Consider the following 26,667-nt stretch of genomic DNA (forward strand, 5'->3'; position numbering starts at 1 on the left):
ATGAATGAGAAACCATTGTTTCCTGATTTGAATTCGCCGCCCAAACCGCAGCGTGACGAAACAGGGCCAGCGCAAACCAACGCCGATGGAACGGTGACGGTGCTTGGTTATAAGAGCATTGATGGCGGCCACGAAAGCACTGAGCCCCTAGGCCATTCTACGCAAGGAACTGCTGCCCGGCAGCCGGTGCGTGCCCTCATCCTGACGGGCTTCGGTATCAACTGCGAAGAGGAGTTTGCCGCCGCCTACAAGCAGGCTGGTGCCGAACCGACCATCGTGCACCTGAACCAGGTGCTGCACGGCCACGTCAGCATCCACGACTACGACATCCTGAACTTCCCGGGGGGCTTTAGCTTCGGCGACGACCTGGGCTCGGGTGTGGTACTGGCCAACAAGCTGCGCTACCGCAAGAACACCGAGGGCCGCACCTTGCTCGACGATATCAAGCAGTTCATTGCCAACGGCAAGTTCGTGATGGGCATCTGCAACGGCTTCCAGGTATTGGTGAAGCTAGGCCTGCTCCCCAACCTAAGCGGTAACGTAACGCCCGAAGTAACCCTGACGCATAACGCCTCGGGCCGTTACGAGGACCGGTGGGTGCGCCTGAAAGTCAACCCTAAGTCGAGCTCGCCCTTCCTGAAAGGCATCGACAGCATGGAAGTGCCCGTGCGCCACGGCGAAGGCCGCTTGATTATCAAGGGCGAAGAGACCTTGGCTGAAATCGAAGCCCGCGCCCTGAACTGCCTGGCCTACACTGATTACGACGGCTCGCCGACGGACGTGTACCCGCACAACCCCAACGGCGCCGACCTGAACTGCGCCGGCCTGACCGACACCACCGGCCAGGTATTCGGGCTGATGCCGCACCCCGAGGCCTTCCTGTCCCTCTATAACCACCCCGACTGGGCCCGACGCAAGCGCCAGAACCCCGGTCTGAGCGAGGAAGGGGATGGCCTACGCCTGTTCCGCAACATTGTGGAGCATGTGCAGAGCCAAGCTGCCGCCGTTCCTCAGGAAGCCAGCCAGTTTTCATCCTAGACACCTCCGTATTGCGCTGACCTAGTGCCGGCTGCTAACTCGTCGTATGAACACCCTCAACCACTTCGATACCCCCCAACTCGAACTCCTGCACCGCGGCAAAGTCCGCGACTCATACCGTGCCCCTTCCGGTGAGCGTCTCATCGTGGTAACCGACCGGCTGTCGGCCTTCGACTCGGTGCTGGAAACGCCGGTGGCCCACAAAGGGGCAGTGCTGAATGGGCTGGCTGCTTTCTGGTTCGACAAAACCCAGCACATCATCCCGAACCACGTGATTTCGTTGCTCGACCCGAACGTAACGCTGGCCAAGGAAGCCGAGCCGATTCGGGTGGAGATGGTGGTGCGCAACTACCTCACGGGCTCTATGCTGCGCGGCTACCAGAATGGCCAGCGTACCTTCTCGGGCGTGACGGTGCCAGATGGCCTGACCAAGCACCAGAAGTTCCCCGAGCCCATCGTAACGCCGACCACCAAGGAGGAGTCGGACCGCGAAATCACGCCCGAGAACTTGGTGTCGGAAGGCTGGGTGACGGCGGAGCTGTACGAGCAGATGCGGGTGAAGGCCCTGGAGCTGTTCAACTTTGCCTCCCAGTGGATGGCGGAGCGCGGCATCATCTTGGTGGACACCAAGTATGAGTTTGGCCTGCTCGATGGGGAGCTGATCCTGATTGACGAAATCCACACGCCCGATTCGTCACGGTTTTGGAGCGCGGAGGACTACGCCAAGAACCCCGAGGCCGTGGAGCAGATAGATAAGGAGTACGTGCGCCAGTGGCTGATTGCCAACAAGCAGGACGGCCAGTACCCCCGCGCCCTCACCCCCGAAGTTTCCGCCGAAGCCACCCGCCGCTACCTCGATATTTACGAGCGTATCACGGGTGCCCCGCTCCCCGCCGCCACCGAAACCACCACCGGCGGCGACGTACAGGCCCGCCTCATAGGCAACCTGGTGCAGGCTGGTATCATGAAAGATGCCTAAACTCGTCGATGATCATGCCCTCGGCAACACCAACCTCACGGTAATACACCCCCGATAACGCTAAGCTGCGGGCACTGTAAGAAAAAGCCAATGGACGTCGCGAAACAGAAGCAACTAGTGCAGGACTACATCGAAGCGTACAACCGCTTTGATGTGAACGGCATGCTGCGCTATCTGCACGAGGATGTGGTGTTCCGCAATGTCTCCAACGGCGAAGTAAACCTAACCTTGACTGGTAAGGAAGCCTTTCGCCAGCAGGCCCAACAAGCGTTGCAATACTTCTCCCAGCGTGAGCAGCGCGTCACGAATTGGCAAGTAGCTGACAACCACGTGGAAGTGTCGCTAGACTATACCGCTGTTGCCGCCATTGACTTTCCCAATAGCCTGAAAGCCGGTGATACCCTGCAGCTGCAAGGCAAGTCCGTTTTTCAGTTCGCTGATGGGCTGATTATTTCCATCGACGACATCAGCTAGACGCATCGCACGCCTAACTACCTATTCCTTTGAGCAACAGCAATAAAACCATAGTACTTCTCGGCGGCGGAGCCCGTGAACACGCCATGGCGTGGAAGCTGACCCGCGACGGTGCCACGGTGCACGTACTGCCCGGCAACGGCGGCATCCCGAACAGTCACCCCGAAATCAGTGCCACTGATTTCCCAGCCATCCAGAGCTTCTGCGAAGCCAATGGGGTGAAGCTCATTGTGGTAGGGCCAGAGGCCCCGCTAGCGGCAGGCGTGACGGACTATTTCGCCGGTTCTGATATTCGCGTGTTTGGCCCCAGCCGGGCCGGCGCGACGTTGGAAAGCTCCAAAGTGTGGAGCAAAGACTTCATGCGGCGGCATGGAGTAGCAACGGCCATGTCGTGGCAGTACCGCAGCGACAAGCTGGAGGAGGCCCGCGCTAAGGCCACGGAGCTGGATGGACAAGTAGTAGTGAAGTATGATGGCCTAGCGGCCGGCAAAGGCGTGTACGTGTGCTCTTCCATTGAGGAGGCTCAAGCCGCCTTAGACGATTTGCAGCAGCAACACACCGGCTGGTTTAGCTTCCTGCTGGAAGAAAAGTTGAGTGGCCCCGAGGTGAGCATCATTGGCATCACGGATGGCAACCGCGTGCGGCTGCTGGCCCCGTCGCAGGACCACAAGCAACTGCTAGCCGGCGACCAAGGACCCAACACCGGCGGTATGGGCGCCTACTGCCCCGTGCCATTCTGCGATGACAATGTACTGGCCGCCATTCGCACCAGCATTGTGGACCCCACGTTGCTAGGCCTGCAGAACGAGCAGTTCGATTTCAAGGGCTTCCTGTACTTCGGCATCATGCTCACACCCCAGGGCCCGAAGCTGCTGGAATACAACGTGCGCCTCGGCGACCCAGAAGCAGAAGTGCTTCTGCCCGCCCTGGAGAGCAGCCTGCTGGAACTCATTGAGGCCACTCTGGATGGTACACTTCAGCAAACAGTGGTGCACCAGCGCCGTGGGTACTATGTGGGCGTGGTACTGGCTTCGGGTGGCTACCCCGCTGCCCAGTTCCCGACGGGCTTTCCAATTACTGGCCTAGACCAACTGCATCCGAGCATTTTGGCCTTCCACGGCGCTACCCGGCAGCAGGACGGTGAAATTCTTACCAGCGGTGGGCGGGTAATGGTGCTTGTAGGCCACGGTAATGAGCTGGAAGATGCTGTGAATCACGTGTATCGGGAAGCAGAAAGAGTTAAATTTAAGGATGTGTACATCCGTACCGATATCGGCCAGCGGCCGGAACCGACCCTTGCAGGAAACTGGTAATTATAGCATCCGCAAACAGCGCCTGGCCATTTTGCTGTCGGGCCGGGGCTCCAACATGGTAGCCCTGGTGCAGGCTGTGCAACACGGCGTACTGCAGAACCTGGCCGAAGTAGCCGTGGTGTTCAGCAACAAGCCTGATGCCCCTGGTCTAGAAACCGCAGCGGCCATGGGCTGCCCTACTGCCAGCCTCAGCAGCCAGGGCCGCAAGCGAGTGGAGTTCGACGCCGAGGTGGTAGAGGTGCTGGGCCACTATCAGCCCGACTACGTGGTGCTGGCCGGCTACATGCGCATCCTGTCGCCCACGTTCATTCGGGCGTTTGCCGGGCGCATCCTCAACATTCATCCCGCCGATACGCATCAGCACCAGGGCCTACACGCCTACGAGTGGGCTTTCGAAAATCAGTTGTCGGAAACCAAAATCACCGTGCATTTGGTTGATGAGGGCCTAGACACTGGACCTATTCTTGCGCAGCACCCCGTTGGCCTACAGGGCGCTGACACCCTAAGCGAAGTAGAGCGCCGCGGTTTAGCCGTGGAGCACTTTTTGTACGCCGATACGTTAGCCCGCCTTATTCGAGGGGAGCTACCCGCCACGACCTCCGAAATGGCCGCTACGGCAGCTGTTTCACCTACCACCCCCGAACCTCTGCTGCCTTTCTCTGCTAGTTCTTCTCCGCAAGGGGAAGCAACCGGGGGCTAGGTCTATTGTCCACCTCACCTCCCGATGCACCAACGTCCCGTTGGTGTTACACTTACCATCCCGGTAGCGGGTTTTCACTGCTCGTTACCCCTTCTCGATACTTCCCATGTGCGGAATTGTAGGTTTTTACGGCCCCGATGACGTTGCCCACGACATCGTATTCGGTCTTACCGCGTTGCAACACCGCGGCCAGGACGCGGCCGGCATAGCCACCTTCGACGATAACTTTCACCTTTGCAAAGGCAATGGTCTGATTTCCGACGTGTTCCGTCCTAAACGGCTCAAGAAGCTGAAGGGCAACATTGGTATCGGCCACGCCCGCTACACCACCCAGGGCTCCAACGATGCGGAGCTGGCGCAGCCGTTTACCACCAGCTACCCCTTTGGGCTGGCCATGGTGCACAACGGCAACGTTATCAACTTCCGCTCGGCCGCCAAGCGTCTGCACGAGAAGTACCACGTGCTGCCCAAGACCAGCAACGACTTGGAGCTGATCATGTATACGTTTGCTTCGGAGCTTCGCCTAAAGAACCTCGACAACCTCTCGGTTATCGACATCTTCGACGCTGTAGAGACGACTCAGGAGCTGGTGAAAGGGGCCTATGCTACCATCACCGTTATTGCCGGGCATGGTCTGCTGGCGTTCAACGACCCGCTGGGCATTCGGCCGCTGGTGCTGGGCCGCCGCGAAACCGAAAACGGGCCCATCTACGCTTTCGCCTCCGAAAGCACCTGCTTCGACTACCTCGGGTTTGAGTTCATTAAGAACGTAGGCCCCGGTCAGGCCATCTTCATCGACAAAGACTTCAAGGTTCACTACAAGAACCCCTACGCGCAGCCCAAGGCGTTTTGCGTGTTTGAGCACATTTACTTTGCCCGCGAAGACTCTACCATCCACGGCCGCCTAGTAGCCCGGGAGCGGGTGCGCTTGGGTAAGATGCTGGCGAAGAAAGTCATTGCCTCGGGTATTCAGCCCGATATGGTGATTGACGTGCCGTCTTCGGGATACTTCTCGGCTTCTGGCCTAGCCGAAGCCATTGGGGTGCCCTACCGCCGGGCCATGGTGAAGAACAACCACATGGGCCGTTCCTTTATTGTGAGCAGCCAGGCCGGCCGCGAGGACATCGTGAAGAAGAAGCTGAACCCCATCCGGGAGTTTGTAGCGGGCAAGAAGATTGCCGTGGTGGATGACAGCATCGTGCGGGGCACTACATCCCGCCGCATTGTGCGTATTCTGCGCGAGGCGGGAGCAGCGGAGGTGTACTTCATCAGCAGCGCGCCACCCATCATTTCGCCGTGCATCTACGGCATTGATATGGCCATGAGCACCGAGCTGATTGCCGCCAATTACACAGAGGAGGAAATCTGCCGCTACATTGAGGCCGACAAGGTGATCTATCAATCAATAGAGGATTTGCAAGAGCTGTTCTCTGAAGATCGGGGCCACGGCGGCAGCTGCTTTGCTTGCTTCACGGGCAAGTACCCTACCGGCGACGTAACCAAGTATCTGCGCCACATTCAAGAGGAACGCCAGAGCCACCGTGGCGACAAAAAAGGCGACGCCAACACGGTACCGTCCGTGAGTGCTAAGGCTCCCGAGCCAACGGAACATTAACCCGATGCAGAACGGTCTAGAACTAAGTTAGAAGGCTAGTTGCCTTCCCCAGCGGAGGAGGGACTAGGGGTGGTTGACTAATCGTTGAACATCCTTTAAAGACTAGTTCTAGTCTTTGTTCTAGAACACATTAACCACCCCTAGCTCCTCTTCTGCTGAGAGGGGGAACTAGCTTTTAGCTTGCCTAACCCTAGCGTTTCATATGTCATCTTCTCAGAAACCCGCCGGCTACGACATCGACCTCGGCAACGAATGCTCCCGCAACGCTTACGCTTGGTCGAAGAAGACCTTTGCCAACCGCGCCGGTAAGCCCGGCGAGGCAGCCCAGGACCTCGACGGCGGTTTTGCCAACGAAATTCGCTTCGGTAACGCCCGCCTAGGTATTTCCTCGGATGGCATTGGGACCAAGATTGAGGTAGCAGAGCGGGTAGGAAAGTTTGATACGCTGGGCTACGACCTAGTAGCCATGACGGCCGACGACCTCATCGTCGGCGGTTTCGTACCCACCAACCTCAGCAACATCATCGACGTGAATACCCTCGACTACGAGGTGATTGACGAGATGATGCGCGGCCTGCACGATGCCTGCAACTTCGCGGAAGTAGCCATTACGGGCGGAGAAATTGCCGAGCTGGGCAACCGAATTGGCGGCTGGCCGGGCGCTAAAATGAACTTCAACTGGTGCTCCACGGCCATCGGCAGCCTCCACCCCAGCCTAGAGCGCCCCTTAAGTGGGGCAGGCGTGCAAGCTGGCCAAGCGGTAGTAGCACTCCGCTCGCCTAGCTTCCGCTCCAACGGTTTCTCGCTGGCGCGCCGTACGTTGCAAAACCTATTCGGCGACAATTGGCACTCGGCCCCTTACGATGGTCTAGATGCTACGCCTCATGGCAACGCTGGTCATACCTGGGGTGAAGTGCTGCTGGCACCTTCGCTTATTTACTCGCCCGGCGTGGCGCGGGTGCTAGATGCTGGCTTGCCGCTCTATGCCGCCGCTCACATCACCGGCGGCGGTATTGCTGATAACTTCAAGCGTGTGCTTAAAAACGGCGTGGGCGCCGAGCTAACCAACCTGTTTGAGCCCTTGCCCGCTATGCAGAAGCTCACGGAGCTGGCCGGTATTACCCCCGCCGATGCTTACCTCTACTGGAATATGGGGAACGGCATGCTTCTCGTCACCGACGAAGCGCAGGCCGAAGCCGTGGCTGCTCACCTGCAAGCTCAGGGCTACGAAGCGCAAGTAGCTGGCCGCATCACCGCCGAGCCGGGCATCCGGCTGAAGGTAGGGGCGGGCGAGTTGAGCTACGAATAGAAGGAGCCCAAGCCAGATGGTACAAAGGTGGCTAGAGCTTTGGTTTGAGTTGCCACCACCTGACGGCCCAGCCTTCGAAGCAGAACTGCGCAAGGAGATAGGTGCTGGTCATCTGCTAGAAGGCGTCAGGACTTTAGCCGTAGGCAAAAGCGCCGCAAACGACGATGTACTGTTTCAGCTATTCGATACTGAATACGAGTACGCATTAGTGCATCTGACGTGGAATGGCAAACGCGAAGGGCAGAACAATTGGCCTTACACGCAGCTGTACAAAACCTGGGACGATTTCTTGATCGAGCGTATGACAGGTGATAATTCAAGCCAGTAAAAGCAGAGGCCTCCCTGAGAATTCAGGGAGGCCTCTGCTTTTACTAGAGCCGGCGCAGGTCACGCTGGCTCAATATCGAATCCTGCCTGAGCCACAGATTTCATAATCAGCTCGGGAATAGGGTTCTCGCCTTCCACCGTGAGAATCTTATCGGGGCTATTTGTGTCCACGTTCCACTTTTCTACGCTGGCTTCGGCGTCGAGGAAGGGCGTAACGGCGCGCACGCAGTTGCCACAGTTGATGCTGGTCTTAAACTTCAAGGTTGACATGCTTATAATTGTTGGGGCCGCAGTGGCGGCCTAGGAGAGCGGCCGGCGGCAGGTGAGTTGCTAGTACAACGAATACGGAGCAAAAGTAGCTACTGCTATAGGCCTAGCAGGTACAGGCTTTAGTCGGAGGAGTGCAGAGTTTTGCCTTATTTAGCTCTACACTAGTAGCACGCACAATGGATAAGAAAGAATTCTGGCAATTGATAGATTCAGCCAAAAAGGCTTCGGGTGGCGACCAGGGACTGCAGGAGAAAGAGCTAATCAGCAGCCTGGAGAAGTACGCGCCCGAAGAGATAATTGACTTTGAGTGCCTTCTGTGCGAGTGCCTAATTGAGGCCGATGACTTTGGTATTATGGCTGCTCAAAAGATCCTCGACGGCTACGTGTCCGACGACAGCTATTTGTATTTTCGGTGCTGGCTGGTTGGGCAAGGGGAAAGCATTTTCAAAGCCGCACTGGATAAGCCCGACACGCTGGCAGCCGTCCTTGATGCCCCATACCAAGACTTTGAGGAGCTTCTATCAGTTGCAACTACGGCTTTTCAAAAGCGCACTGGCAAAGAAGAGGAAGACGAAACCTTCCCTAGGGAAATAGCGGCTTCCCGCGGACTGGATTATGATTCGGATTCGTTCACTAAGGGCGAAGATTGGACTGAAAGCCAGTTGCCGAAGTTGCTGCCTAAGCTTTGGAAGAAGTTTGGATCAGCGTAGTATGTCTATGTCTTATCCGTTGGAAAAGTGGGTTTGGACAGAGAATGATTTTGAACAAATGAGCTGGCATGATGCTCGCATATATGCCGTACAATTTGGTAAGGATATCAGCTTCGATATTGACTACATATTTGAGTGGATTCAGTTGGATAAAGACGATTTCTTCTCATTCGTAGTGGCTCCAGCTACACTCGTATTTCCCGAGCCATCATTTGTGTCTATGGATATAGACATTAGGCTAAGTAAAGAGATAGAAATAGAGGATATAAGTCGTCGAGTCTCAGCAACTGGTGAAACTAAGTGGCATATCCAAACGCACCAGGGAAACATCGTGATTACAGCCCCCGCCTTCCGACAGATTGTTCGGCGCGCTCCAACCCAGCAAACTGGGCAGCAGGTGTTACCTGAAGAACGGGGGCTTCCCAGCTTTAGTACAGTACCTGACCCTTCCTCGGTAGAGTCAGCAGAAGTGCGAGAAATAAAGGCGGCTGACTTCGCTTTGCGCCAAAAAGCCGCGAGCTTGCGGCGACTCCGTCGCCAATTAGAAGCACTACTGGAACAACGTAATGCCGGAGTGTTGGAAGTGAAACAGTATCTGCAAGAAAAGCGGCTGCTGGAAGCAAGAATCAGCCAGTTGAAAATAGAATTAGAGGAAACGGGCTGGCAAGGGAATTATTGAAAAGTGCGAAGGCCTGACTGTTATAACAGTCAGGCCTTCGTGAATACGGATGCCCTACGCTGGCCGTAGCGGGCGTTTCTCCAGAATTAGGCTGGTGCGGAAGGTATTGAGACTTTCTTCTAAGCCTACGGGATACACGTGCGGGTTTAAGAAGCGGCGGATGCTGGGGTCGAGGCTGAGGACCTCGCGGTGGGCGCGGGCGCGGCTTTCCTCTAGAGTAGGCAGTTGATGTACTAGCTTGCCGCGGCGGAAAATGGGTTCCAGCAATTCCCGGTAGGCTGCTTCGGGGCGCACCGAGCGGCGGCGGGTAGCGTCGAGGGGGTCGATGATGGTAAGGCGCTCGGGTAGGGGCTCGGCTACGTTATAGAGCATGTCGGCGCGGGGTTGGCCCTTCTCACTTTCATAACGGCGTACCTGCAAGATGCCGGGGATGCTGGTTTTGGCTAGCTGCTCAGATAGTTTGATGGTGAAGTCCCAGCCCGAATCATCGGGTTTGCGTAGGGCCGCCAGCTTATACACACCTCCCAGAGCGGGCTGGTCGTAGGCCGTCACGAGTTGGGTACCAATGCCCCAGGTGTCGATGCGGGCGCCTTGTAGCTTAAGGCTGGTGATAAGGTTCTCCTCTAAGTCGTTGCTGGCTACGATGCGGACCTTCTCAAACCCAGCTTCATTGAGCAAGGCCCGAGCTTCCCGGCTGAGGTAAGCAAGGTCGCCGGAGTCGAGGCGAATACCGCCCAACTCGTGACCGTTAGCGCGCATTTCGCGGGCTACGCTAATGGCATGGCGCACGCCTTCCAGAGTATCGTAGGTATCTACCAAGAACACAGAATCGTCGGGGAAGGCGTTGGCATAGGCAGCAAACGCGGTAGGCTCGTCCTCAAAGGCCATTACCCAACTGTGGGCGTGGGTGCCTTTCACAGGAATGTTGAAGCGCTGACCGGCCAAGACGTTCGAGGTAGCATCAACCCCGCCCAAGTAAGCGGCCCGGCTCGCCGACAATCCCCCATCAACGCCCTGGGCGCGGCGCAGTCCAAATTCTAGCACCGTGTCGGAGCCTGCGGCTTCGCGAATGCGCGATGCCTTGGTGGCTATCAGCGTCTGAAAATTAACGAGCGTGAGCAGCGCGGTTTCTACCAACTGCGCCTGTAGCAGGGGGCCTTGTACCCGTAGCAGGGGTTCGTTGCCAAATACAACGGTGCCTTCCGCTACTGCATCTACATCACAGGTGAACTTCAGGTCGCGTAGGTAGTCGAGAAAGGCCTGGGGAAACATAGCTCCTCCGGTGGCACTCTTCAGGCTCCCTAAATACGCAAGGTCGTCGTCCGAGAAACGAAGATTCTCGAGCAAGTCAACGGCGTAGGCTAGGCCCGCTGCTACGGCGTAGCCGCCGCCAAAGGGCGCCTTGCGGAAGTACAGATGGAATACCGCTTCTCGGTCTTGCAGCCCCTGTTGCCAGTAGCCGTAGGCCATAGTAACCTGGTAGAGGTCGGTGAGTAAGCTAAGGGAGGGAGCGTAGAGGCCGGATAGGGGAGCAGGGTTCATGCAAATAAAAGGCAGTGAGGTCTCCAAGGTACGGTCTTCGGGGCGATATGGAAACACATGCCCGTATGCCTGCCTCTACCCTGGTAGTTTGCCCAAGCTTCTCGCTGTAGCTTACTCGTTCCCGTGCATGATCTGCTGGTCTTTTCTTGCTGGCGAGCTAATTAGCTGCGTTTGCAGTGCCCAGGAGAGTAGTAGGCCCCGTAAGCAACTTGAGGCCTGGTTTGTTGCAAGTGGTATAGGTTGGTGCTTTTGCGGAGCAACAAGTAGCGCAAGCGCATCTGCAAGCCAATATCCGTAGACGAAGCTAAACCGTACACTCGTTTTCCTATTTTCCCGGCACCTTGGCGGCTTCTTCCTCTACTCCTGATGGGTTCCTTATGCGCCGAGTGGCAGAGTTGCCAGCTTGGCAACGATTAGCGTTGGGCGTACTACCGGCGGCCTTGCTCTACGCGGTAATACCTAGCTCCTGGCCCCTGCTCCTGCGCTTGTTAGTAGCGTGGGACGGGTTTGCGCTGAGCACGCTACTGCTTACCTGGGCCATCATCCTTACCGCCGATGTGCATGACATTCGGCGCGTCGCTACCCGCGAAGATCCGGGCCGCGTCGCCTCGTTTGGCTTCGTGCTGGTGGCTGCCGGGGCGAGCTTGGTTGCAGTAGTTGTGCTGCTGGCCTCCATGCGCCAAACTGCCGACCCATTACTATGGCCGCATGTGCTAGCAAGTATTGCTGGCGTAGCTACGGCGTGGCTGTTGGTGCACACGCTGTTCACGTTGCGATACGCGCATCTGTTCTATGGGGTAGCGGCCGGCCACTCGGTAGGCGGACTAGAGTTTCCAGGTAACGAGCCGGAACCCGACTACCTTGACTTCGCCTACTTCTCGTTTGTGATAGGCATGACGGCTCAAACAGCCGATGTGAGCATTTCCGGCCGCCGTATTCGGCGGCTGTGCCTGCTCCATGGGCTGTTATCGTTTGGGTTCAATACGGCCGTTGTGGCCCTCACCATTAGTGGATTGGCGGGGCTACTGTAGGCTAGCTGCGTTCAGGCTGCTAGCGGTACGGCCGACTGCCGGCGGTTGCAATAGCGCTCCGCATCAAGCAAGGATGGCAATACCGCCGGAAAGGCTGCGGTGGGGAGCTTAGCCGCCAGCTGATGGGTAGCCGTACCCACGTGGCATAGTACCAAGGACACGTTGCGCTGTTGTAGACGGCGGTAGTAGCGCAGCAGTACGCGCAATGCCGAGAGCGGCAAACGGCGCAGGTGGCTACAATCAACCCAAATGCTGGATTTGCCGCTACGGCTGGCCCGGCGCAGGGCATAAGCCAGAGAGGCGGCAGGGGCCCCAGCATCGGTAGGGTCGGTATCGGTTAGGATGAGCAGGTAGCTCTGGGGTAGGATTTCGCGGTACACTTCCATGGTGGGGCTGGAGTGAAGAACAGGTCGGAAAACTGTAAATGTATGAGTCCTGAGTACGATTAAAAACAGTGTAAGTACGGGTTTTGGCCAGGAAAAATCCTGTCCAATGTCGGGTAAATACTGGTCTGGTAATCAAGGTTTCAGCGCGCATAGAAGCAAAAAACACCAGACGGGTGCTGCCACTTAGTGGGAGGGGTTACGCAACCTATACCGACATTTTGTGTACCTATGCGCGCATTTGAGCACTGCCGCCGACGTGATAAGCTCGTCAGTAAGAGCATAATGCCAACTCAAGACGGGCTCCATCTGAAAAAATGGATATATCCGGTCCCGAATAATTACGTACTACCTTACGACCCTACCTGAATCTCTTAGGTCTTTTGTACCTGGGGTATGAGTTAGATATGTGTCTGGTTTTAGACCTCACTTTATGATTCGAGTACTTCTGGCTGATGATCATGCCATTCTGCGGAATGGAATTCGAGCATTACTTTCGGATGAGCCCGGAATTGAAGTAAGTGGAGAAGCCGGCAATGGGCAGGCCTTGCTAGAGTTGCTGGAGTCTACCCCCACCGACGTGGTGTTGATGGACATCAACATGCCCGTGCTAGACGGCTTTGCTACCATGGCTATTCTGCGGGAGCAGTTTCCTACGGTGCGCGTGCTGGCTCTGTCCATGCTCAACCACGAAAACTACGTGCACCAAATGCTGCAAGCCGGTGCCCTGGGCTACGTACTCAAAAATGCAGACAGCAGCGAAATCATTTACGGCATCCGGGTAGTAGCCTCGGGGCGGCCTTTCCTGTCGTCGGAGATTGGGCTCGACATGCTCAATAAGGTAGTGCAGCGCGGCACGCCCGAAACAGCGGGAATCATTGGCCGCAAAGTAGGGGAGCTGTCGGGCCGAGAGATGGAAGTGCTACGCTTGATTGGCGAAGGACTCACGAACGCGGAAATAGCCGATAAGCTGTTCACTAGCAAGCGCACAATTGAAACCCACCGCCAAAACATCATCGAGAAAACCCAAGCCAAGAACACGGCCGCTCTCATTCGCTACGCTATGAGTCAAGGGCTTATTGACTAAGCGCCCGGCACTTTGCTGCTCAGAAACCGACAGCGGGAGCTGGATAAACAGGCCTTGCTAGGCCTCTTATCCAACTCCCGCTGTCGGTTTCTTTCGTGATGTAGTAGCCGCGGCGGGAATCGAACCCACATCTAAAGTTTAGGAAACCCTTATTCTATCCGTTGAACTACGCAGCCAAGTAGGACTATAGATTTGGCAAAGCTACGGGGAAAGCCTCGGTTGCCCAAATTGGCGCTTTCCCCGTACGTGGGGGTAGTGTACCTTTCGGTCCTGATTTTCATTGTTCTTCCCATTCCCTCTCCCCTCGCTACATGGGCTTGCTGGATGAAATGCGCGCCGCCCGCCGAGCCGCTGGGGCTAACCGCCCGCGCCTACCCGAAACGGACGATACGGGCATGGTGCCGGCCTTACTGTTCATTCCGGACATAAGCGGCTTTACGCGCTTTATTGAGGAATCTGAAAGCCCCCAGGCCCCTTATCTGGTAGCCGACCTGCTGGAAATTCTGATTGAAGCCAACATTCTGGATTTGCAGGTAAACGAGATTCAGGGCGACGCCGTGCTATTCTACCGCCTAGGGCCGCCGCCCACGGTGCGCGAACTGGTGCAACAGTGCCGCCGCATCTACCTCGACTTCCAGAACTACTTGCGCCTGGTGGAGCGCGACACGGGCTCGGAACTGGGCGCCGTACTGGCCGAACAGATGCTCACGCTCAAAATCATTGTACACTACGGAGCCGTGAGCGTGGCCCAAATTCGGGAGTACACCAAGCTAATGGGGCGCGACGTGATTGTGGTGCACCGCCTACTCAAAAACAACGTGACCGGCTCGGAGTATGTGTTGCTGTCGGATGGTTACGTGCAAACCCAGTCGGCCGAGGACTTGGCGCGGAGCTTTTCTTGGACGCGCCTGCTCCACGGCTCTACCTTCTATGAGCACCTCGGGGAGGTCGGCTACCGCTACGCCCACCTTTCGCCCTTGCGCCTGTTGCTAAACTCCCCCGATGCCAACCCCGCCTTGCCTAGCCGCGGGTGCGCCATAAAAGTGCGGCGGGCCATCCGGGCCTCAGCCCCCTACGTGTTGCGCGTGCTAACTAACTTCCGCTTGCGGCCGCACTGGATGGAAGGCGCTTCTGCCGTGCACTACGATGTGACCAAGGTAGGTCGCCTCGGAACAAGCTATAAGGTGGATGTATTCCAAGGGCAGATTGATTTTCAAGCGGTGCAGCGCTTTCAAGACGATGATGACCGCTTAGAGTACGTGGAGAAGATTTCACACTTCCGCCTTTTTCCTAATTCGCTGCTCTTTTGTTACCTCGAAACCGTTGACCTGGAGCACTGCCTGGTTACGTTGGAGTTCCGCTACGGCCATATTGCCAGCCGCCACCGTCTCGTCCGGTTCGGGCAGCTTCGGCGCATGCACCGCTTTTTGGGCCGCTCCTTACAAGGGCTAGCGGCCGTATGCGAGAAGAAGTAAACAACCTCCTAAAGAAAGAGCGGGCTGCCAGGTGTAGAACACCTGGCAGCCCGCTCTTTCTTACTACTCCGTGAGTAGCTTACGACTTGTATAGCAGAACGATACCAAAGGACAGTGCCGTCAAAATCAGGCCTACCATGAAGATGGTGTAGCTCAGGCGCAGGAGTCGGTATTTGCGCGTGAGTACGTCGCCGAGGTAGTAGATGTCCGTAATCATATTGGTGTACAGGGCATCTTTTTGGCGCATGATTTCATTCATGCCATCCTGGAAGTTGTCGAGACTAAGCTTGCTGAAGTTACCGAAGAACAGCAGGTTCACGCGGCGGTTGGTCGCAATCTGAGGGCTGCGCTTCAGCCACTTGAAGCTGGTCACATCGGGTTGGGCGCACAGAATAGCCGTTACGACCGAGCCCAGCGCCGTGATAAGCAGAATGCTCATAGGAATGGATACCACCGGGTTTCGTAGGAGCCCTACGTTGCTCAGTGCCGCCGACTTACCACCTAGCTTGGCGCCGAAATAAGTGATAATCAAGGACATGAGTACCGCGTTCAGCGAAATCATCATGTTCGCCTTCTTGTCGGCCATGTCCGAGAGCTTCATGTGGTTGCTATACATGGTGCGGAACATGGTCTCGATACCCCGCTTCGGCTCTGCAAACGTACCTTCGGCCTCCTCTTTCTTCTTCTTTTTCTTTTTCTCGGTCTTTTTCAGCTTATCGCGCTGGTCCTGCACGTTGGCTTTGTACTGCTCGGCGTAGCGGGTTTTGGCGGCGTCGGTGTAGTACTTTGAGCCGATTAAGAAATCAAGCTGGCTTTCGGCCCACTCCACATTGGTGTAGGTCTTGCCCAGCATTGTTTCCCACTCGGCGCGGAGCAGCTCGGCATTAGCCAAAAAATCTTCGCGGCCCAGGTTGCTCATGTCGGCATCCACAAGCAGCTGCTGCAAAGGCGTATCGCGCGACTCATTGCGGTGCGTGGCCCGAATCGTGTCTTTGATGACGGCAATGCGCTCGGCGGGGTAGCCCTGCTGGCTTAGCCACTGCTCGGCCCGCTCCATGCTGCGGTACTCGTGCCCGTCATATACGTCTACGTAGCCAGCGTCGTGAAACCAGGCGGCTAGCACCAAGGCTTCCTGGTCGGCTTCGGAAAGGCCAGCCGCTTCGCCCAGGGCGCGCGCTTCCTTCACAACGGTAGCCGTATGCTTGAGCGAATGGTATACCAATCCGGGAGGAAGTTTTTCCTCGAACAGTGCCGTGATGTGGGCCTTGGCTTGCTTAATAATCTCCGCCTTCGTTTTGGCGGGCGGGAACGTCGGGAGAGTTTCCATGCGGCGGGAAATAAAAGAATAGCAGGGCCAAAAAGTCCAGCTCGAATTAGAACGCAACTGAGCAGTTCAGGTTTTACAGAGGAGGCACTGAACCGAAGCAGATGAAATTGCGTAGGGCAGGCACGTCCTCTTTTGCTCCCGCAACATTGTGTACGCTCGGTAAGTTTACCGTATTTTTCATAACCTGCTCTCTGATAGCTCGCGGAACCCCGCCGGTACAAAGCTCTTTCGTATTCTGCCTCTCTGTATGAGAAGACGTTTTTCATCCTATGGCCTGATGTTGCTGTTAGCTGGTGGCACATTGCACCCAGCCTTAGCGCAAAAGCCTGTCCAAACGCCCCATCCAACGCGCCCCAATTATCGCAGCGGGGGCGAAAAGTGGGAATCAACTACTCCGCCCGATAGTTCGCGCATTCGCTACACCATTTTCCTGATTGGTGACGTGGGTAAGCCCATTGCGAGCGAGCAGGGGGGGGAGCCGTCACTGAACTACCTGCGCAAGCAAATTATGGCGGCCGGAGCTAAGAGCACAACCATTTATCTCGGCGACAACATCTACGAGTATGGTATGCCCGAGGAAGGTGCCTACGACCGCAAAGAATCTGAGCGGCGCATCACTGACCAGCTCGATATTCTGCGCAACTACGCCGGCGAGAAATACATGATTCCGGGCAATCACGACTGGAAGCAGGGTTTACGAGGCGGCGTAGACCAAGTGAACCGCCAGCAGCGCTTCGTAGAAAATTATATGACAAAGGACTCGGCGGCCTTTGCGTACACCGGCGACTTCTTTATTCCGCGCGACGCGTGCCCCGGCCCGTTTGAGGTGCGCTTGCAGGATGATGTGGTAATGATTGGGGTGAACTCGCAGTGGTTTCTGCAAACCAACGGCGAACGGCCTTACGGCTCGAACAGTGGCTGCGGAGTAGCCAATGAGACGGACTTCTTTGTGCAGCTAGAGGATATTATTGCCCGCAACAAAGGCAAGAACATCATGGTGGTAGCGCACCACCCGCTGTTTTCTGATGGTATCCACGGGGGCTACTTCACCTTGGGTGACCATTTCTTCCCGCTGTCCATCGTTTATAAATACGCCTTTATTCCGCTACCCGTCATTGGTAGCATTTACCCGTTTGCACGGAAGTATGGTGGCGTAAGTCAAGATATTGCCCACCCGCTTTACCAAGCGTATAAGAAGGGCATGCTGGAAATTTTCCAGAAGTACCCCAATGTGGTGTACGCCGCGGGTCACGAGCATAATCTGCAGTTTTTCAAGGAAGGCAACCTGAACCACATCGTCAGCGGCTCGGGCTGCAAAACTCAGCACGTGAAGCCCGGCAATGGGGGCGACGCCCTTTTCTCCGACAAAGAGAAGGGGTTTGCTCGCGTCAACTACTACGATAACGGCGAGGCTTGGGTAGAATACTTTATTCCGGAAGGCCAAGGCGAAACAGGCCGCCGGGTGTTCCGCGCGGCACTTTACGCCCAGGAAAGTGGTGCTACTGCCAAGGATAGTACCAGCAGCGGATTCGTGGGCAACCGCCCCAACTTCCGCGACAGCACAGTTACGGTAGCGGTAAACCCCAACTACCTCGACCGTAGCGGCATCCACAAGCTGTTTTTTGGTAAGCACTACCGCGAAGAGTGGGCTACGCCCGTGAAGTTCCCGGTGCTGGACTTGGCCACGGAGAAGGGCGGCCTTACCCCTTACAAAATTGGAGGGGGCAAGCAAACCGCTTCTCTGAAAGTGCGCAATGAAGAAGGGCGCAACTTCACCATTCGCAGCCTCAACAAGGATCCTTCGGCGGTACTGCCCGAGGCTCTGCGCGAAGGTGCCGCCGCCGACATTTTGCAGGATCAGATTTCGGCGCAGCATCCTTATGGTGCTCTGGTGCTGCCCCCATTGGGTACGGCGGCCGGCATTCTGCACACCAACCCTGAGTTGCGCTACATCCCGCAAGACCCCTTGCTGGGCCAGTACTTGCCGCGCTTCGCCAACACGCCGGGTGCTATTGAGGAAGATGCCAAGGACGACCAAAGCAACGTGGAGTCGTTGGGCAACGCCAAGAACCTAGTGGGCACTGATAAGGTGTTTGAGCGCATCACCGACGACAACGACAACCGCGTCAACGAAAAAGCCTTTGCTCGCTCCCGCCTCTTCGACATGTGGATTGGCGACTGGGACCGGCACGAAGACCAGTGGCGCTGGGCCGAGAAAAAAGATAAGGACGGCGACCGGAAATTTACGGCTGTACCAGAAGACCGTGACATTGCCTTCTTCAAGGGTGACGGTATTTTCCCCTACCTGGCTTCGCGCAAGTGGGCCATTCGCAACTTTCAGAACTTCGGCGAAGACTACGCCGACTGGAGAGGCCTGAACCTAACGGCACTCAGCAACGACCGGGTGTACCTCTCTTCCGTGACCAAGGAAGATTGGGTGAAGCAGGCCGAAGAAATGAAGGCCGCTCTTACCGATGATATCATCGAGAAAGCTTTCCGGGAGCGGTGGCCCGAGCAGATCTACAAGCTGCACGGCCCCGAAATTATTGCCAAGCTGAAAAACCGCCGTGACCTGCTGCCCCAAGTAGCCGCCGATTACTACGAAGTACTCAGCAAGGTAACGGAAGTGAAAGGCTCCAAAAAGCGCGAGAAGTTTGTAGTAGAGCGCCTGCCCGATAACAAGACGCACGTAACGGTGCAGAAAATCAACAAGGAAGGCGAGCTAACCAAAATCCTCTTTGACCGCACCTTCGACAACAAAGTGACCAAGGAGATTCGTCTTTACGGCTTTGCTGGCGAGGACATTTACGAGCTGAAAGGCGACGTGAAAAGCGGCCCGAAAGTGCGCCTCATCGGTGGTACCGACAAGGACAGCATCACGAACCGCTCCAGCGTATCGGGTATCAGCCATAAGCTGCAGATTTATGATGCCGACACCAGCAACGTTATCTCGGCAGGTAAGGACGCACGCCTACGCTTAGAGCCCGGTATCGACGTGAGCCGTTATGACGTGCACACTCGCACTGACCGCAAGGACTACACGCTTAACTACTTTGGCCCTACGGCCTACTTTGGGTACAACGTTGATGACCGCCTCTTCTTCGGTGGTGGGATAGTGTACCGTACGTATGGTTTCCGCAAGGCACCCTACGCCACTGAGCAAAGCTTGGCCGCTAACTACTCGCCTTCGCAGAGCGCCTACAATGTGCGCTACCTCGGGCACTTTGTAGACTTATTTGGCAAGCTGGATCTGCGCGTAAATGCCCAACTGTACGGCCCGCAGCTGCTGTACAACTACTTTGGCCTGGGCAACGACACGCGTAACATTCTAGCAGATGATAGAGACACCCGTGCCCGCGACATCAACGACACGTACCGCATTCGTTTCTCGCGCTTGTATGTGGCGCCTATGTTGGAAAAGGATGTATTCAGCTTCTTAAAATTTGGTTTTGGTCCGCAGTACGACCAAGTGCGCATCGACCGGAGCCAGATTGGTAGCGAAATTGAACGCGGCCTTGATGAGAACAACAATGGCGTAAGCGACGCTGCGGTAGGTATTCGCAGCTCCGATTTTGGCCTGAACCGCTACCTCGGTGGTAAAGCCTATTTGAATCTGGACGCGTCTTCTTCCCCGAAGAACCCTCGCATTGGCTTGCGTCTCTACAACTCGGCGGAGTACAACTACCAGCTCAACGGAGAAAAGCTCAGCTACGGCCGCTTGGCTACCGAAGCCCGCTTCTACCTCTCCCCAAACTTCCCCTTCCAGCTAACGTGGGCAGGCCGCATTGGGGCCAATCGTAACCTAGGCGACTACCGCTTCTACCAGGCTAACACGCTGGGCGGTACTACCAACCTACGCGGCTACCGGCGCACGCGCTTTGCCGGTCGCTCGTCGGTGTACGCCAATGCGGAGGTACGGATTCAGCTGTTCACCTTCAACGCTTACCTTGTACCCGGCAAGTTCGGTATCATGGGCCTGGCCGATGCCGCCCGGGTGTACTCGCAGTACGATACACGCAATGGCATTCGGGCCTTCCATACGGCCGTAGGTGGTGGCGTGTGGGCCGACATTCTGAAGCAAGCTGTTATCAATGCCACGTACTCGGTAGGTGAAGAAAACCTGGTGTTCGTGGGCTTCGACTTCCTGTTCTAACCACCGTAGCAGACCGGAGGAGAAAAAGGGTAATGAACCTTTCATTCTTCGATTGCTGCTCAACCTCATCCTTTTTTTCGAAAAGACGTTAAGGCTAGCCTGACGTCTTTTCGTCTTTTATCCCGGTCTTGTTTTCTGTCGTATGACGCCATTTTTCCCTCTTTTGCGCCGACTGCGGCAGCCCCTCATAACTACTGCAGTAGCAATGGGTACTGTGGCAGTTGCCCAAGCTCAGATAACGCCTACCACGCCCCCAGTTTACCCACCGCCAGCACCTGTTGCCACCGACACCGCCGCCGCCGACCAAGTGGGCGCCGCTCAGGAATTTGCCACGCCTTCTGTGATTGGCATGGGCCCCAGCAAGGGCCTTATCTTCCACTATGAGCGCATGCCGCGCTTCAACATATCGTCGGATGGTAAAGCCGTGGGGTTAAATGATTACAAGTCGCAGGCTGAGAAAAACGCCCGCTTGGTGGTGAAAGGCTACATTCCGTTCTGGAACCGTCCTCACCTCAAAATGCTGCTTGGTATCAACTATGAGCGCGAGGAGTTTAAGTTCAAGCAGTACCCTACCGGCTACGAGCTGTATGATAACATTGAAGACAAAGGGCTGAAAACACTCGGTGCCCAGCTCGCCATCATCCGGCCGGTGAATGCCGTCAACTGGTACATTTTCCGGTTGAAAGGAGAACTGAGCGGTGACTATACCTCTTCTGAGCTGAGCGTACGGGATTACTTGCGGGTATCTTCTGAATTTCTGTACGGCTGGAAGCGAAGCCCAACGTTTTCCTGGGGTGTGGGGGTGCAGCTAGGGTATACCTTCGGGCGGCAAAGCATTTACCCAGCCGTGCTCTACAACCGCACCTTCAACGACCGTTGGGGCGTAGAGGCCATCTTCCCAGCCCGCGTGACTATGCGCTACAATGCTTCGCCCAAGTCCTTGTTCTTTGCGGGGTATTCAGTTGACGGCCTGAACTACATCATCAAGCTGCGGCAGCCACTGCGTCGCGAAAAGGGCATCGACCTGCGCACATTGGAGCTGCGCGAAACGGAAGTGAAGTTCCGCGGCCGTTGGGAGCGAGAGATCTACGACTTCCTATGGTTTGGGGTGGAAGGCGGCTACCGCTACAACTACGCCTTCGACGCCTTTGACCGCACCAATGATAACCGGGTGAAAATCATCGACAGCAAGATGGCGGGTGCCCCCTACGCTTCGCTAGAGGTATTTATAGTGCCGCCGCGTAAGTTCTTGAAGAAAACAGTGAACAAGTAGGCGGCAGCCTGTGGCTTCGTGATCCGACAATAAAGAAGAAGGCCGCAACTACCTAGTTGCGGCCTTCTTCTTTATTGTTGGCGCTTACTTCTTGCGCTTCTTGGCAGTTGCTATCTTCTTGAGGTATTGGTACGTTTCCAACTGGGCCTGAACCCTACCGGCCTCCACGTCTTCTTGACCAATAAAGCGGTTGTGGAAGTCGCGCGACTTGACATTGTCTTGGCGTTGCAGATCTAGCAAGTAGCGAACCTCGGCGCGTAAGTCATCCTGCAAAATGGGGAAGGCTACCTCCACGCGGCGGTCCAAGTTGCGAGCCATCCAGTCGGACGATGCTACGTACACTTTTTCCTCGCCCCCGTTGCCGAACACGTATACACGTGCGTGTTCCAGGTAACGGTCCACCATGCCACGCTGGCTGATGTTCTCGCTTTGGCCGGGTAGGTCTGGCACCAGGCAAGAAATGCCCCGGATGAGTAGCTCCACGCGCACCCCGGCTTGGCTAGCCTCGTAGAGTTTCAAGATCATGCGCTCATCTTGCAGGGCATTTAGCTTGAGAATGATGTACGCGTCCTTGCCTTTCTGCGCCAGCTTGATTTCGTGGTCGATGAGAGCGTTGAGCTTCTCGCGAAGCTCGAAAGGAGCTACCAGTAGGTGCTCAAACTGCCCAGTTTTGTCTTGGCGGTCTTGGAAGTAGCGAAATACTTCTGCTACCTCACGCGTGAGTTCCGGGCGGGCCGTAAAGACGCCGTGGTCGGCGTAGATGCCGCTGGTTACCTCATTGAAGTTACCGGTGCTGAGATAGGCGTAGAGCTTGTTTTGGCCTTCCTCGGCACGCGTGATGAGGAGCAGCTTGCTGTGCACTTTCAAATCCGGAATACCGAAGATGACGTTGGCACCCGCCTTCTGAAGCTTCTCCGCCCAGAACATATTGCTCTCTTCATCAAAGCGGGCTTTCAGCTCCACTACCACCGTCACTTGCTTGCCGTTTTTGGCTGCTTTCAGCAGGGCTTTGGCTACCTCGCTCTTGCCCGCTACGCGGTACAGGGTAATGCTGACGCTGCTAACCTGAGGGTCCTGCGCCGCTTCCGTAATCAGGCGCGTTACGTAGTCGAAGCTCTGGTAAGGGAGGTGAAGCAGGTGGTCGCGCTCGGCAATGGCTGGTAGCATCTTGCCGCTGCGTGGCAGGGTAGGATGGGGCAGCTCAGGCTGGGGCTCGTACTTCAGATGCGGAAGGCCCAGATCAGGGAAGCCAAAGAAGTCACGGAAATTGTGGTACCGGCTTCCCTCTACTAGCTCATCTTTGCCAATGCCCGTTTTCTGCATCACGGCCCGTAGTACCTCCTTGGGCATGGCGGGGTCGTAGAGCAGGCGGGCAGGGTAGCCAGTTTCGCGCTTCTGCAAGCTGCTCTTAATCTTGGCGAGCATATTGCCCGATACCTCCTCCTGAATGTCTAGTTCAGCGTCGCGCGAGAGCTTAATAGCGTGCACCTGCACCTTCTTATACTTCGGGAATAGCTCATGGGCGCAGCACCGAATCACGTCGTCCAGGAACATCACGTAGCGGTCCTCGCCTTGAGCGGGAAGTTGCACAAAACGACCACCGTGGCGTTTGGTGGGGAGCTCAATAGCTAGTACGCGCTCTTCGTCGTGCTTTTTCTTGTCTACGGGGTGGGTGAGGTAGACGGTGAGGTACACGCTTTGGTCGCGCAGGAACAAGTGGTGCAAGTTGTCGTCCAAAATCACGGGCGAAAGCAAGTCTTGTACGTTGTCGCGGAAGTACTGCTGCACCCACGCTCGCTGTTCCTCGTTCAGGTCGTGCTCAGATATCAGGTGGATGTGCTGTTCGCGCAGCTCCGGCAGAATCTGGTTCCGAAACGTGTCGCCAAATTCCTGCTGCTGGCGGCCTACCTCCGCTAGCAAGGCGCTAAGCTGCTCGGCAGGGTCTTCTCCTAGCTTAGCCAGGGTTTTCTTCTTGAGCTTTACCAGGCGCCGCAGCGTAGCCACGCGCACCTTAAAATACTCGTCGAGGTTGCTCGAAAAAATGGCCAGAAACTTCAGCCGCTCCAAGAGCGGTACGGCTGGGGTTTGGGCCTCCTGCAGCACACGGCGGTTGAAGGCAAGCCAGCTTAGTTCGCGGTTGAGTAGTTGGGGGGTGGCCGGTTTAATGTCTTCCATTTGGGTGAGATACACTAGCTACGCCAGCCGCTGGGTATGCAAAAACCAACTTGCCACGGCTGGAGCAGGGCTCTAGTCGTTGTTTTTGGGTTTGTCGAAGAAATAAAACTCAGCGTTGGCCTGATCTACCTCCGCCCAGTGTGCGCACGAGAACTTAAGGCACACAATAGATGCCGTGGGCATGTCTGGAATAGAACTCGGGGAAAGCAAGTTGGCGAAGTCAGTCAGGGTATTATTGTGGCCCACCAGCAGTACCGAATCGGCCTCATCGGGGCACTGCCGCACCACTTGCAACAAGTCCAGCACGGTAGCTTCGTAAATGCTTTCTACCACCTGAATCTTCTCGTGGGGGTAGTCTATTTCCTTTGCTACCAAGGCGGCGGTGCTCAGGGCCCGCACGGCGGGAGACGTCAAGAGCAGATTCAGCTGAATATCACGCTTCGCCAGCGCCTGGCCCATGCGGGGGGCATCGTCGCGGCCTCGGTCGTTGAGGGGCCGTTGGTGGTCGTCTAGGTCGTCGAAATCCCAGCTCGACTTGGCGTGGCGCATCAGATATAGCGTTTTCATCGGCAGCAAGAAAAAGGGGTGCAGGCCTCTTTACTGTTGCGCCCTCCAAATAGTTATGCTCAGGCGAGGCCCTGACTAGAAAGCGGCAGTAGCAAGAAAAAAGACCCGCTGGTTTCAGCGGGTCTTTTCATAATCAAAGGTACTAAGCAGAACCATATCTAGGGGTATGGCCACCGCTTAGGGTTGCGAATCTTTGATGAACTGCCTACGACTTGGGTTCTGCTCAGCGCAACGCACTGCGGTAGGTTTACCAGAATAGTAGTGCCCACGAATTGCGCCAGTGGTGCCGCAGTCTACGTTGAAAAGAAGCACTTGCAACAAGACAGGGAGCCAGTGCTTATCAGAGGTAAGTAAGTTTTCCTGGCAGAACTTAGTAGGGTGGCAATTTTGTGTGAAGGAGAAGAAAGGGTGTGTAGGTTGTGGTAAAGGGAGCAAGGCCGACAATTTATTGAAATTATATCAATATATAGCCTGTTTAATTGTAGATATTTATATAACCGAATGATATTAGGCGCATGTGTCTATGTACTTGGCCTATTTATCAGCAGCGGGAGTAGCTTGTACATCGTCACTTTTGCTGCTGGAGTTAGGTAGTACTGTTAGCGCTATAATGCCCCACCGCAGTGGTTACAGCCCACTGAGCATACAAAAGCCGGCCTGTTGCAGCAGGCCGGCTTTGAAGTTTTCTATTGAAGCATGCGGCTACTCCTTCTGAAAGCGACGGTGAACGGTGGTAGTGCCGTTGGTCAGCACTGCGTGGTAGAGGCCGTTGGGGAGGCGACCTACGTCAAGCGTAGCAGGGTCGTCGGTCCGCAGCTGTTTCATCTCAAACCCTTGCAGGTCATACACCTTCACCGACCATTTTCCGGCTGCTTCCTCCAAGCTGGATTGCAGAATCAGCTTGCCGCTGGTGGGGTTGGGATAGAGTTGCACATCCAGGTCAGTGCTGCTCGTGGAGGCAATCATGCGCGGTGCGGTGCCGCCCGTGCTAGTCACCAAAGACGCCCGCGCTCCGCCGGTAGCAAACAAAGCGTTCATGCGCGAAGCCTGGCCATTGGAGAACATGTACATGCACGCATCATCCGTGTAGTCCATGTAGTTCATGAACATGTCGCCGCTGGTGCCATTAGAGCAGGTTACGTGCGGGAAGGACGGGCAGCCGTAGTTGCTGGTCTGCTGCGTGGGCGTATCCGAAACGTAGTCATTGCCGCAGCTGGCGTCACCCCAAATGTGGCGCAGGTTCAGCCAGTGGCCTACTTCGTGGGTTGCCGTTCGGCCTTTATCGTAAGGCTTGGCGGTGCCACCTGGCAGTGAGGAGTAGAGTACTACTACACCATCGGTAGCGGGTGAGCCGCCGGGAAACTGTGCGTAGCCCAGTAGGCCTTGGCCTAGGTTGCACACCCAAAGGTTGAGGTACTTGCTGGCGTCCCAGGCGTCGTCGCCCCCGCGCTTGGAGTTCTTGACTGCGTCGTTGGAGCTCCAGGAGCTTACCTTGGTTTGCTTGTGAATGATGCCCGTGGTAGCGGTGCCAGTGGGCGTGCGCTTCGCTAAGGTAAACTGAATATTGGTGCTGGCTGCACTAGCAGCAAAGGCCGCCGGAATCAGGCTGGCGTCGGCGTTAGTTTTGGCGAAGTCTTGGTTTAAAACATCAATTTGGGCCTGCACCTGCGCATCCGACACGTTCTGTGCTGTGGTGTTGTAGAGTACGTGCACCACTACCGGAATAGTGAGGGCGGCGGTAGTGCGGCGGGCAGTAGGGTTGGCTTCAAACTGGCGGGTGTGCTCCTCAATGGCAGCCATACGCCGCGCCATGCCCGGGTTGCTGGCCAGCTGCTCGGTGAGGACGTCCATGGTAGAACAGCGGCGCCGAACCTGCTGGTCTAGCGTGAAGGCGATATTGCTCACCTTGGCGCGTTGCGCATCCTGCGCTTGCACGGTGGCAGCCATGCCGCTGATAGCCAATAATGCGAGAGAAGTAAAAGTTTTCTTCATCAAAAAAAGTGGTTGTGGAGGGTGAGAAACACAGAACAAGCCTATTGCAGAGCAATGCGAGTTGTTTTGAAAATATGAGGTGTTAATCTACTATTTATTATAAATAATTCAAATAAAAACCTGATGAATGGTAGGATTAGCAAGCTGAGTATTACACCAGACAAGGGCGTAACCCTGAGCGCTGACTATTGCAGTAGCGGGATTGGCCTGGAGAGAAAGCAAAAACGCCTGGCTTGCTACAGCAAACC

The 26,667-nt window shown here is 56.1% G+C and carries 22 protein-coding genes and 1 tRNA gene; 15 read left to right on the forward strand and 8 right to left on the reverse strand.

Annotated features, from left to right (window positions below):
- The 8 genes from CHB83_RS09600 (at position 1) to CHB83_RS09635 (ending at position 7,756) form a co-directional block, all read left to right on the forward strand.
- Entirely contained in the window at positions 1–1,038 is a 1,038-nt protein-coding gene (locus tag CHB83_RS09600; RefSeq protein ID WP_089332465.1) for a phosphoribosylformylglycinamidine synthase subunit PurQ, read from the forward strand.
- 46 nt (positions 1,039–1,084) lie between these two features.
- Complete coding sequence (locus tag CHB83_RS09605) at positions 1,085–2,017, forward strand: phosphoribosylaminoimidazolesuccinocarboxamide synthase (RefSeq protein ID WP_089332466.1); 933 nt, start codon at positions 1,085–1,087, stop codon at positions 2,015–2,017.
- Positions 2,018–2,107: 90 nt separating this feature from the next.
- A complete protein-coding gene (locus CHB83_RS09610; protein WP_089332467.1) occupies positions 2,108–2,491 on the forward strand; it encodes a nuclear transport factor 2 family protein in 384 nt (127 codons plus the stop codon).
- A gap of 29 nt (positions 2,492–2,520) precedes the next feature.
- Positions 2,521–3,804 (forward strand): phosphoribosylamine--glycine ligase, encoded by a 1,284-nt coding sequence (gene purD / locus CHB83_RS09615; protein ID WP_218823167.1) that lies wholly within the window; start codon positions 2,521–2,523, stop codon positions 3,802–3,804.
- Positions 3,743–4,504 carry a phosphoribosylglycinamide formyltransferase gene (gene purN / locus CHB83_RS09620; RefSeq protein ID WP_089332469.1) on the forward strand — a complete coding sequence of 254 codons (762 nt, stop codon included), beginning with the start codon at positions 3,743–3,745 and terminating at the stop codon, positions 4,502–4,504. Before purD ends, purN begins: the two co-directional genes overlap by 62 nt.
- Positions 4,505–4,610: 106 nt before the next feature.
- Positions 4,611–6,119 (forward strand): amidophosphoribosyltransferase, encoded by a 1,509-nt coding sequence (gene purF, locus CHB83_RS09625; RefSeq protein WP_045688882.1) that lies wholly within the window; start codon positions 4,611–4,613, stop codon positions 6,117–6,119.
- 202 nt (positions 6,120–6,321) lie between these two features.
- Positions 6,322–7,428: an AIR synthase-related protein gene (locus CHB83_RS09630; protein ID WP_089332470.1), complete on the forward strand. Its 1,107-nt coding sequence runs from the start codon at positions 6,322–6,324 to the stop codon at positions 7,426–7,428.
- A 16-nt stretch (positions 7,429–7,444) separates the two neighbouring features.
- Complete coding sequence (locus CHB83_RS09635; RefSeq protein ID WP_089332471.1) at positions 7,445–7,756, forward strand: hypothetical protein; 312 nt, start codon at positions 7,445–7,447, stop codon at positions 7,754–7,756.
- Positions 7,757–7,815: 59 nt separating this feature from the next.
- Here the strand turns inward: CHB83_RS09635 and CHB83_RS09640 are convergent, their stop codons facing one another.
- Entirely contained in the window at positions 7,816–8,025 is a 210-nt protein-coding gene (locus CHB83_RS09640; RefSeq protein WP_045690407.1) for a heavy-metal-associated domain-containing protein, read from the reverse strand.
- Between the two features lie 176 nt (positions 8,026–8,201).
- Between CHB83_RS09640 and CHB83_RS09645 the strand changes: the two genes are divergently transcribed.
- On the forward strand, positions 8,202–8,735 hold the full coding sequence (locus CHB83_RS09645) for a DUF4240 domain-containing protein (RefSeq protein ID WP_089332472.1): 534 nt from the start codon (positions 8,202–8,204) through the stop codon (positions 8,733–8,735).
- Positions 8,736–8,742: 7 nt separating this feature from the next.
- Positions 8,743–9,414: a hypothetical protein gene (locus CHB83_RS09650; RefSeq protein WP_143437085.1), complete on the forward strand. Its 672-nt coding sequence runs from the start codon at positions 8,743–8,745 to the stop codon at positions 9,412–9,414.
- Between the two features lie 54 nt (positions 9,415–9,468).
- Here the strand turns inward: CHB83_RS09650 and CHB83_RS09655 are convergent, their stop codons facing one another.
- Entirely contained in the window at positions 9,469–10,956 is a 1,488-nt protein-coding gene (locus tag CHB83_RS09655) for a nicotinate phosphoribosyltransferase (RefSeq protein ID WP_089332474.1), read from the reverse strand.
- Positions 10,957–11,297: 341 nt separating this feature from the next.
- On the opposite strand from CHB83_RS09655, the gene CHB83_RS09660 reads away from it, so the two are divergent.
- A complete protein-coding gene (locus tag CHB83_RS09660) occupies positions 11,298–11,987 on the forward strand; it encodes a DUF1345 domain-containing protein (protein ID WP_245855313.1) in 690 nt (229 codons plus the stop codon).
- Positions 11,988–11,998: 11 nt separating this feature from the next.
- On the opposite strand, the gene CHB83_RS09665 is transcribed toward CHB83_RS09660, so the two are convergent.
- Positions 11,999–12,373, reverse strand: coding sequence for an STAS domain-containing protein (locus CHB83_RS09665; protein WP_089332476.1), 375 nt, complete (start codon positions 12,371–12,373; stop codon positions 11,999–12,001).
- Between the two features lie 430 nt (positions 12,374–12,803).
- Here CHB83_RS09665 and CHB83_RS09670 point away from each other — a divergent pair, with 430 nt between their 5' ends.
- A complete protein-coding gene (locus CHB83_RS09670) occupies positions 12,804–13,457 on the forward strand; it encodes a response regulator (RefSeq protein WP_045690156.1) in 654 nt (217 codons plus the stop codon).
- A 104-nt stretch (positions 13,458–13,561) separates the two neighbouring features.
- Here the strand turns inward: CHB83_RS09670 and CHB83_RS09675 are convergent.
- Positions 13,562–13,633: transfer RNA gene (locus tag CHB83_RS09675), tRNA-Arg, on the reverse strand.
- A gap of 135 nt (positions 13,634–13,768) precedes the next feature.
- Here CHB83_RS09675 and CHB83_RS09680 point away from each other — a divergent pair.
- Positions 13,769–14,932, forward strand: coding sequence for a DUF2652 domain-containing protein (locus CHB83_RS09680; RefSeq protein WP_089332477.1), 1,164 nt, complete (start codon positions 13,769–13,771; stop codon positions 14,930–14,932).
- Positions 14,933–15,011: 79 nt separating this feature from the next.
- On the opposite strand, the gene CHB83_RS09685 is transcribed toward CHB83_RS09680, so the two are convergent.
- The gene (locus CHB83_RS09685) at positions 15,012–16,259 is read right to left on the reverse strand and encodes a Pycsar system effector family protein (protein WP_045690155.1); all 1,248 of its coding nucleotides are present in this window, start codon (positions 16,257–16,259) and stop codon (positions 15,012–15,014) included.
- Between the two features lie 247 nt (positions 16,260–16,506).
- On the opposite strand from CHB83_RS09685, the gene CHB83_RS09690 reads away from it, so the two are divergent.
- Together CHB83_RS09690 and CHB83_RS09695 are read left to right on the forward strand one after the other, a co-directional pair.
- Positions 16,507–20,412, forward strand: coding sequence for a BamA/TamA family outer membrane protein (locus CHB83_RS09690; protein WP_245855314.1), 3,906 nt, complete (start codon positions 16,507–16,509; stop codon positions 20,410–20,412).
- A 142-nt stretch (positions 20,413–20,554) separates the two neighbouring features.
- Positions 20,555–21,685, forward strand: coding sequence for a DUF6268 family outer membrane beta-barrel protein (locus CHB83_RS09695; RefSeq protein ID WP_089332479.1), 1,131 nt, complete (start codon positions 20,555–20,557; stop codon positions 21,683–21,685).
- A gap of 84 nt (positions 21,686–21,769) precedes the next feature.
- Here the strand turns inward: CHB83_RS09695 and ppk1 are convergent, their stop codons facing one another.
- From ppk1 to CHB83_RS09710, 3 genes are all read right to left on the reverse strand, one after another.
- Positions 21,770–23,860, reverse strand: coding sequence for a polyphosphate kinase 1 (gene ppk1 / locus CHB83_RS09700; protein WP_089332551.1), 2,091 nt, complete (start codon positions 23,858–23,860; stop codon positions 21,770–21,772).
- 72 nt (positions 23,861–23,932) lie between these two features.
- Positions 23,933–24,427, reverse strand: coding sequence for a SixA phosphatase family protein (locus tag CHB83_RS09705; protein ID WP_089332480.1), 495 nt, complete (start codon positions 24,425–24,427; stop codon positions 23,933–23,935).
- 702 nt (positions 24,428–25,129) lie between these two features.
- On the reverse strand, positions 25,130–26,419 hold the full coding sequence (locus tag CHB83_RS09710; protein ID WP_089332481.1) for a M43 family zinc metalloprotease: 1,290 nt from the start codon (positions 26,417–26,419) through the stop codon (positions 25,130–25,132).
- Positions 26,420–26,667 lie beyond the last annotated feature (248 nt).

This window comes from Hymenobacter mucosus, from assembly GCF_900188255.1.
GTDB classification, from domain to species: Bacteria; Bacteroidota; Bacteroidia; order Cytophagales; family Hymenobacteraceae; genus Hymenobacter; species Hymenobacter mucosus.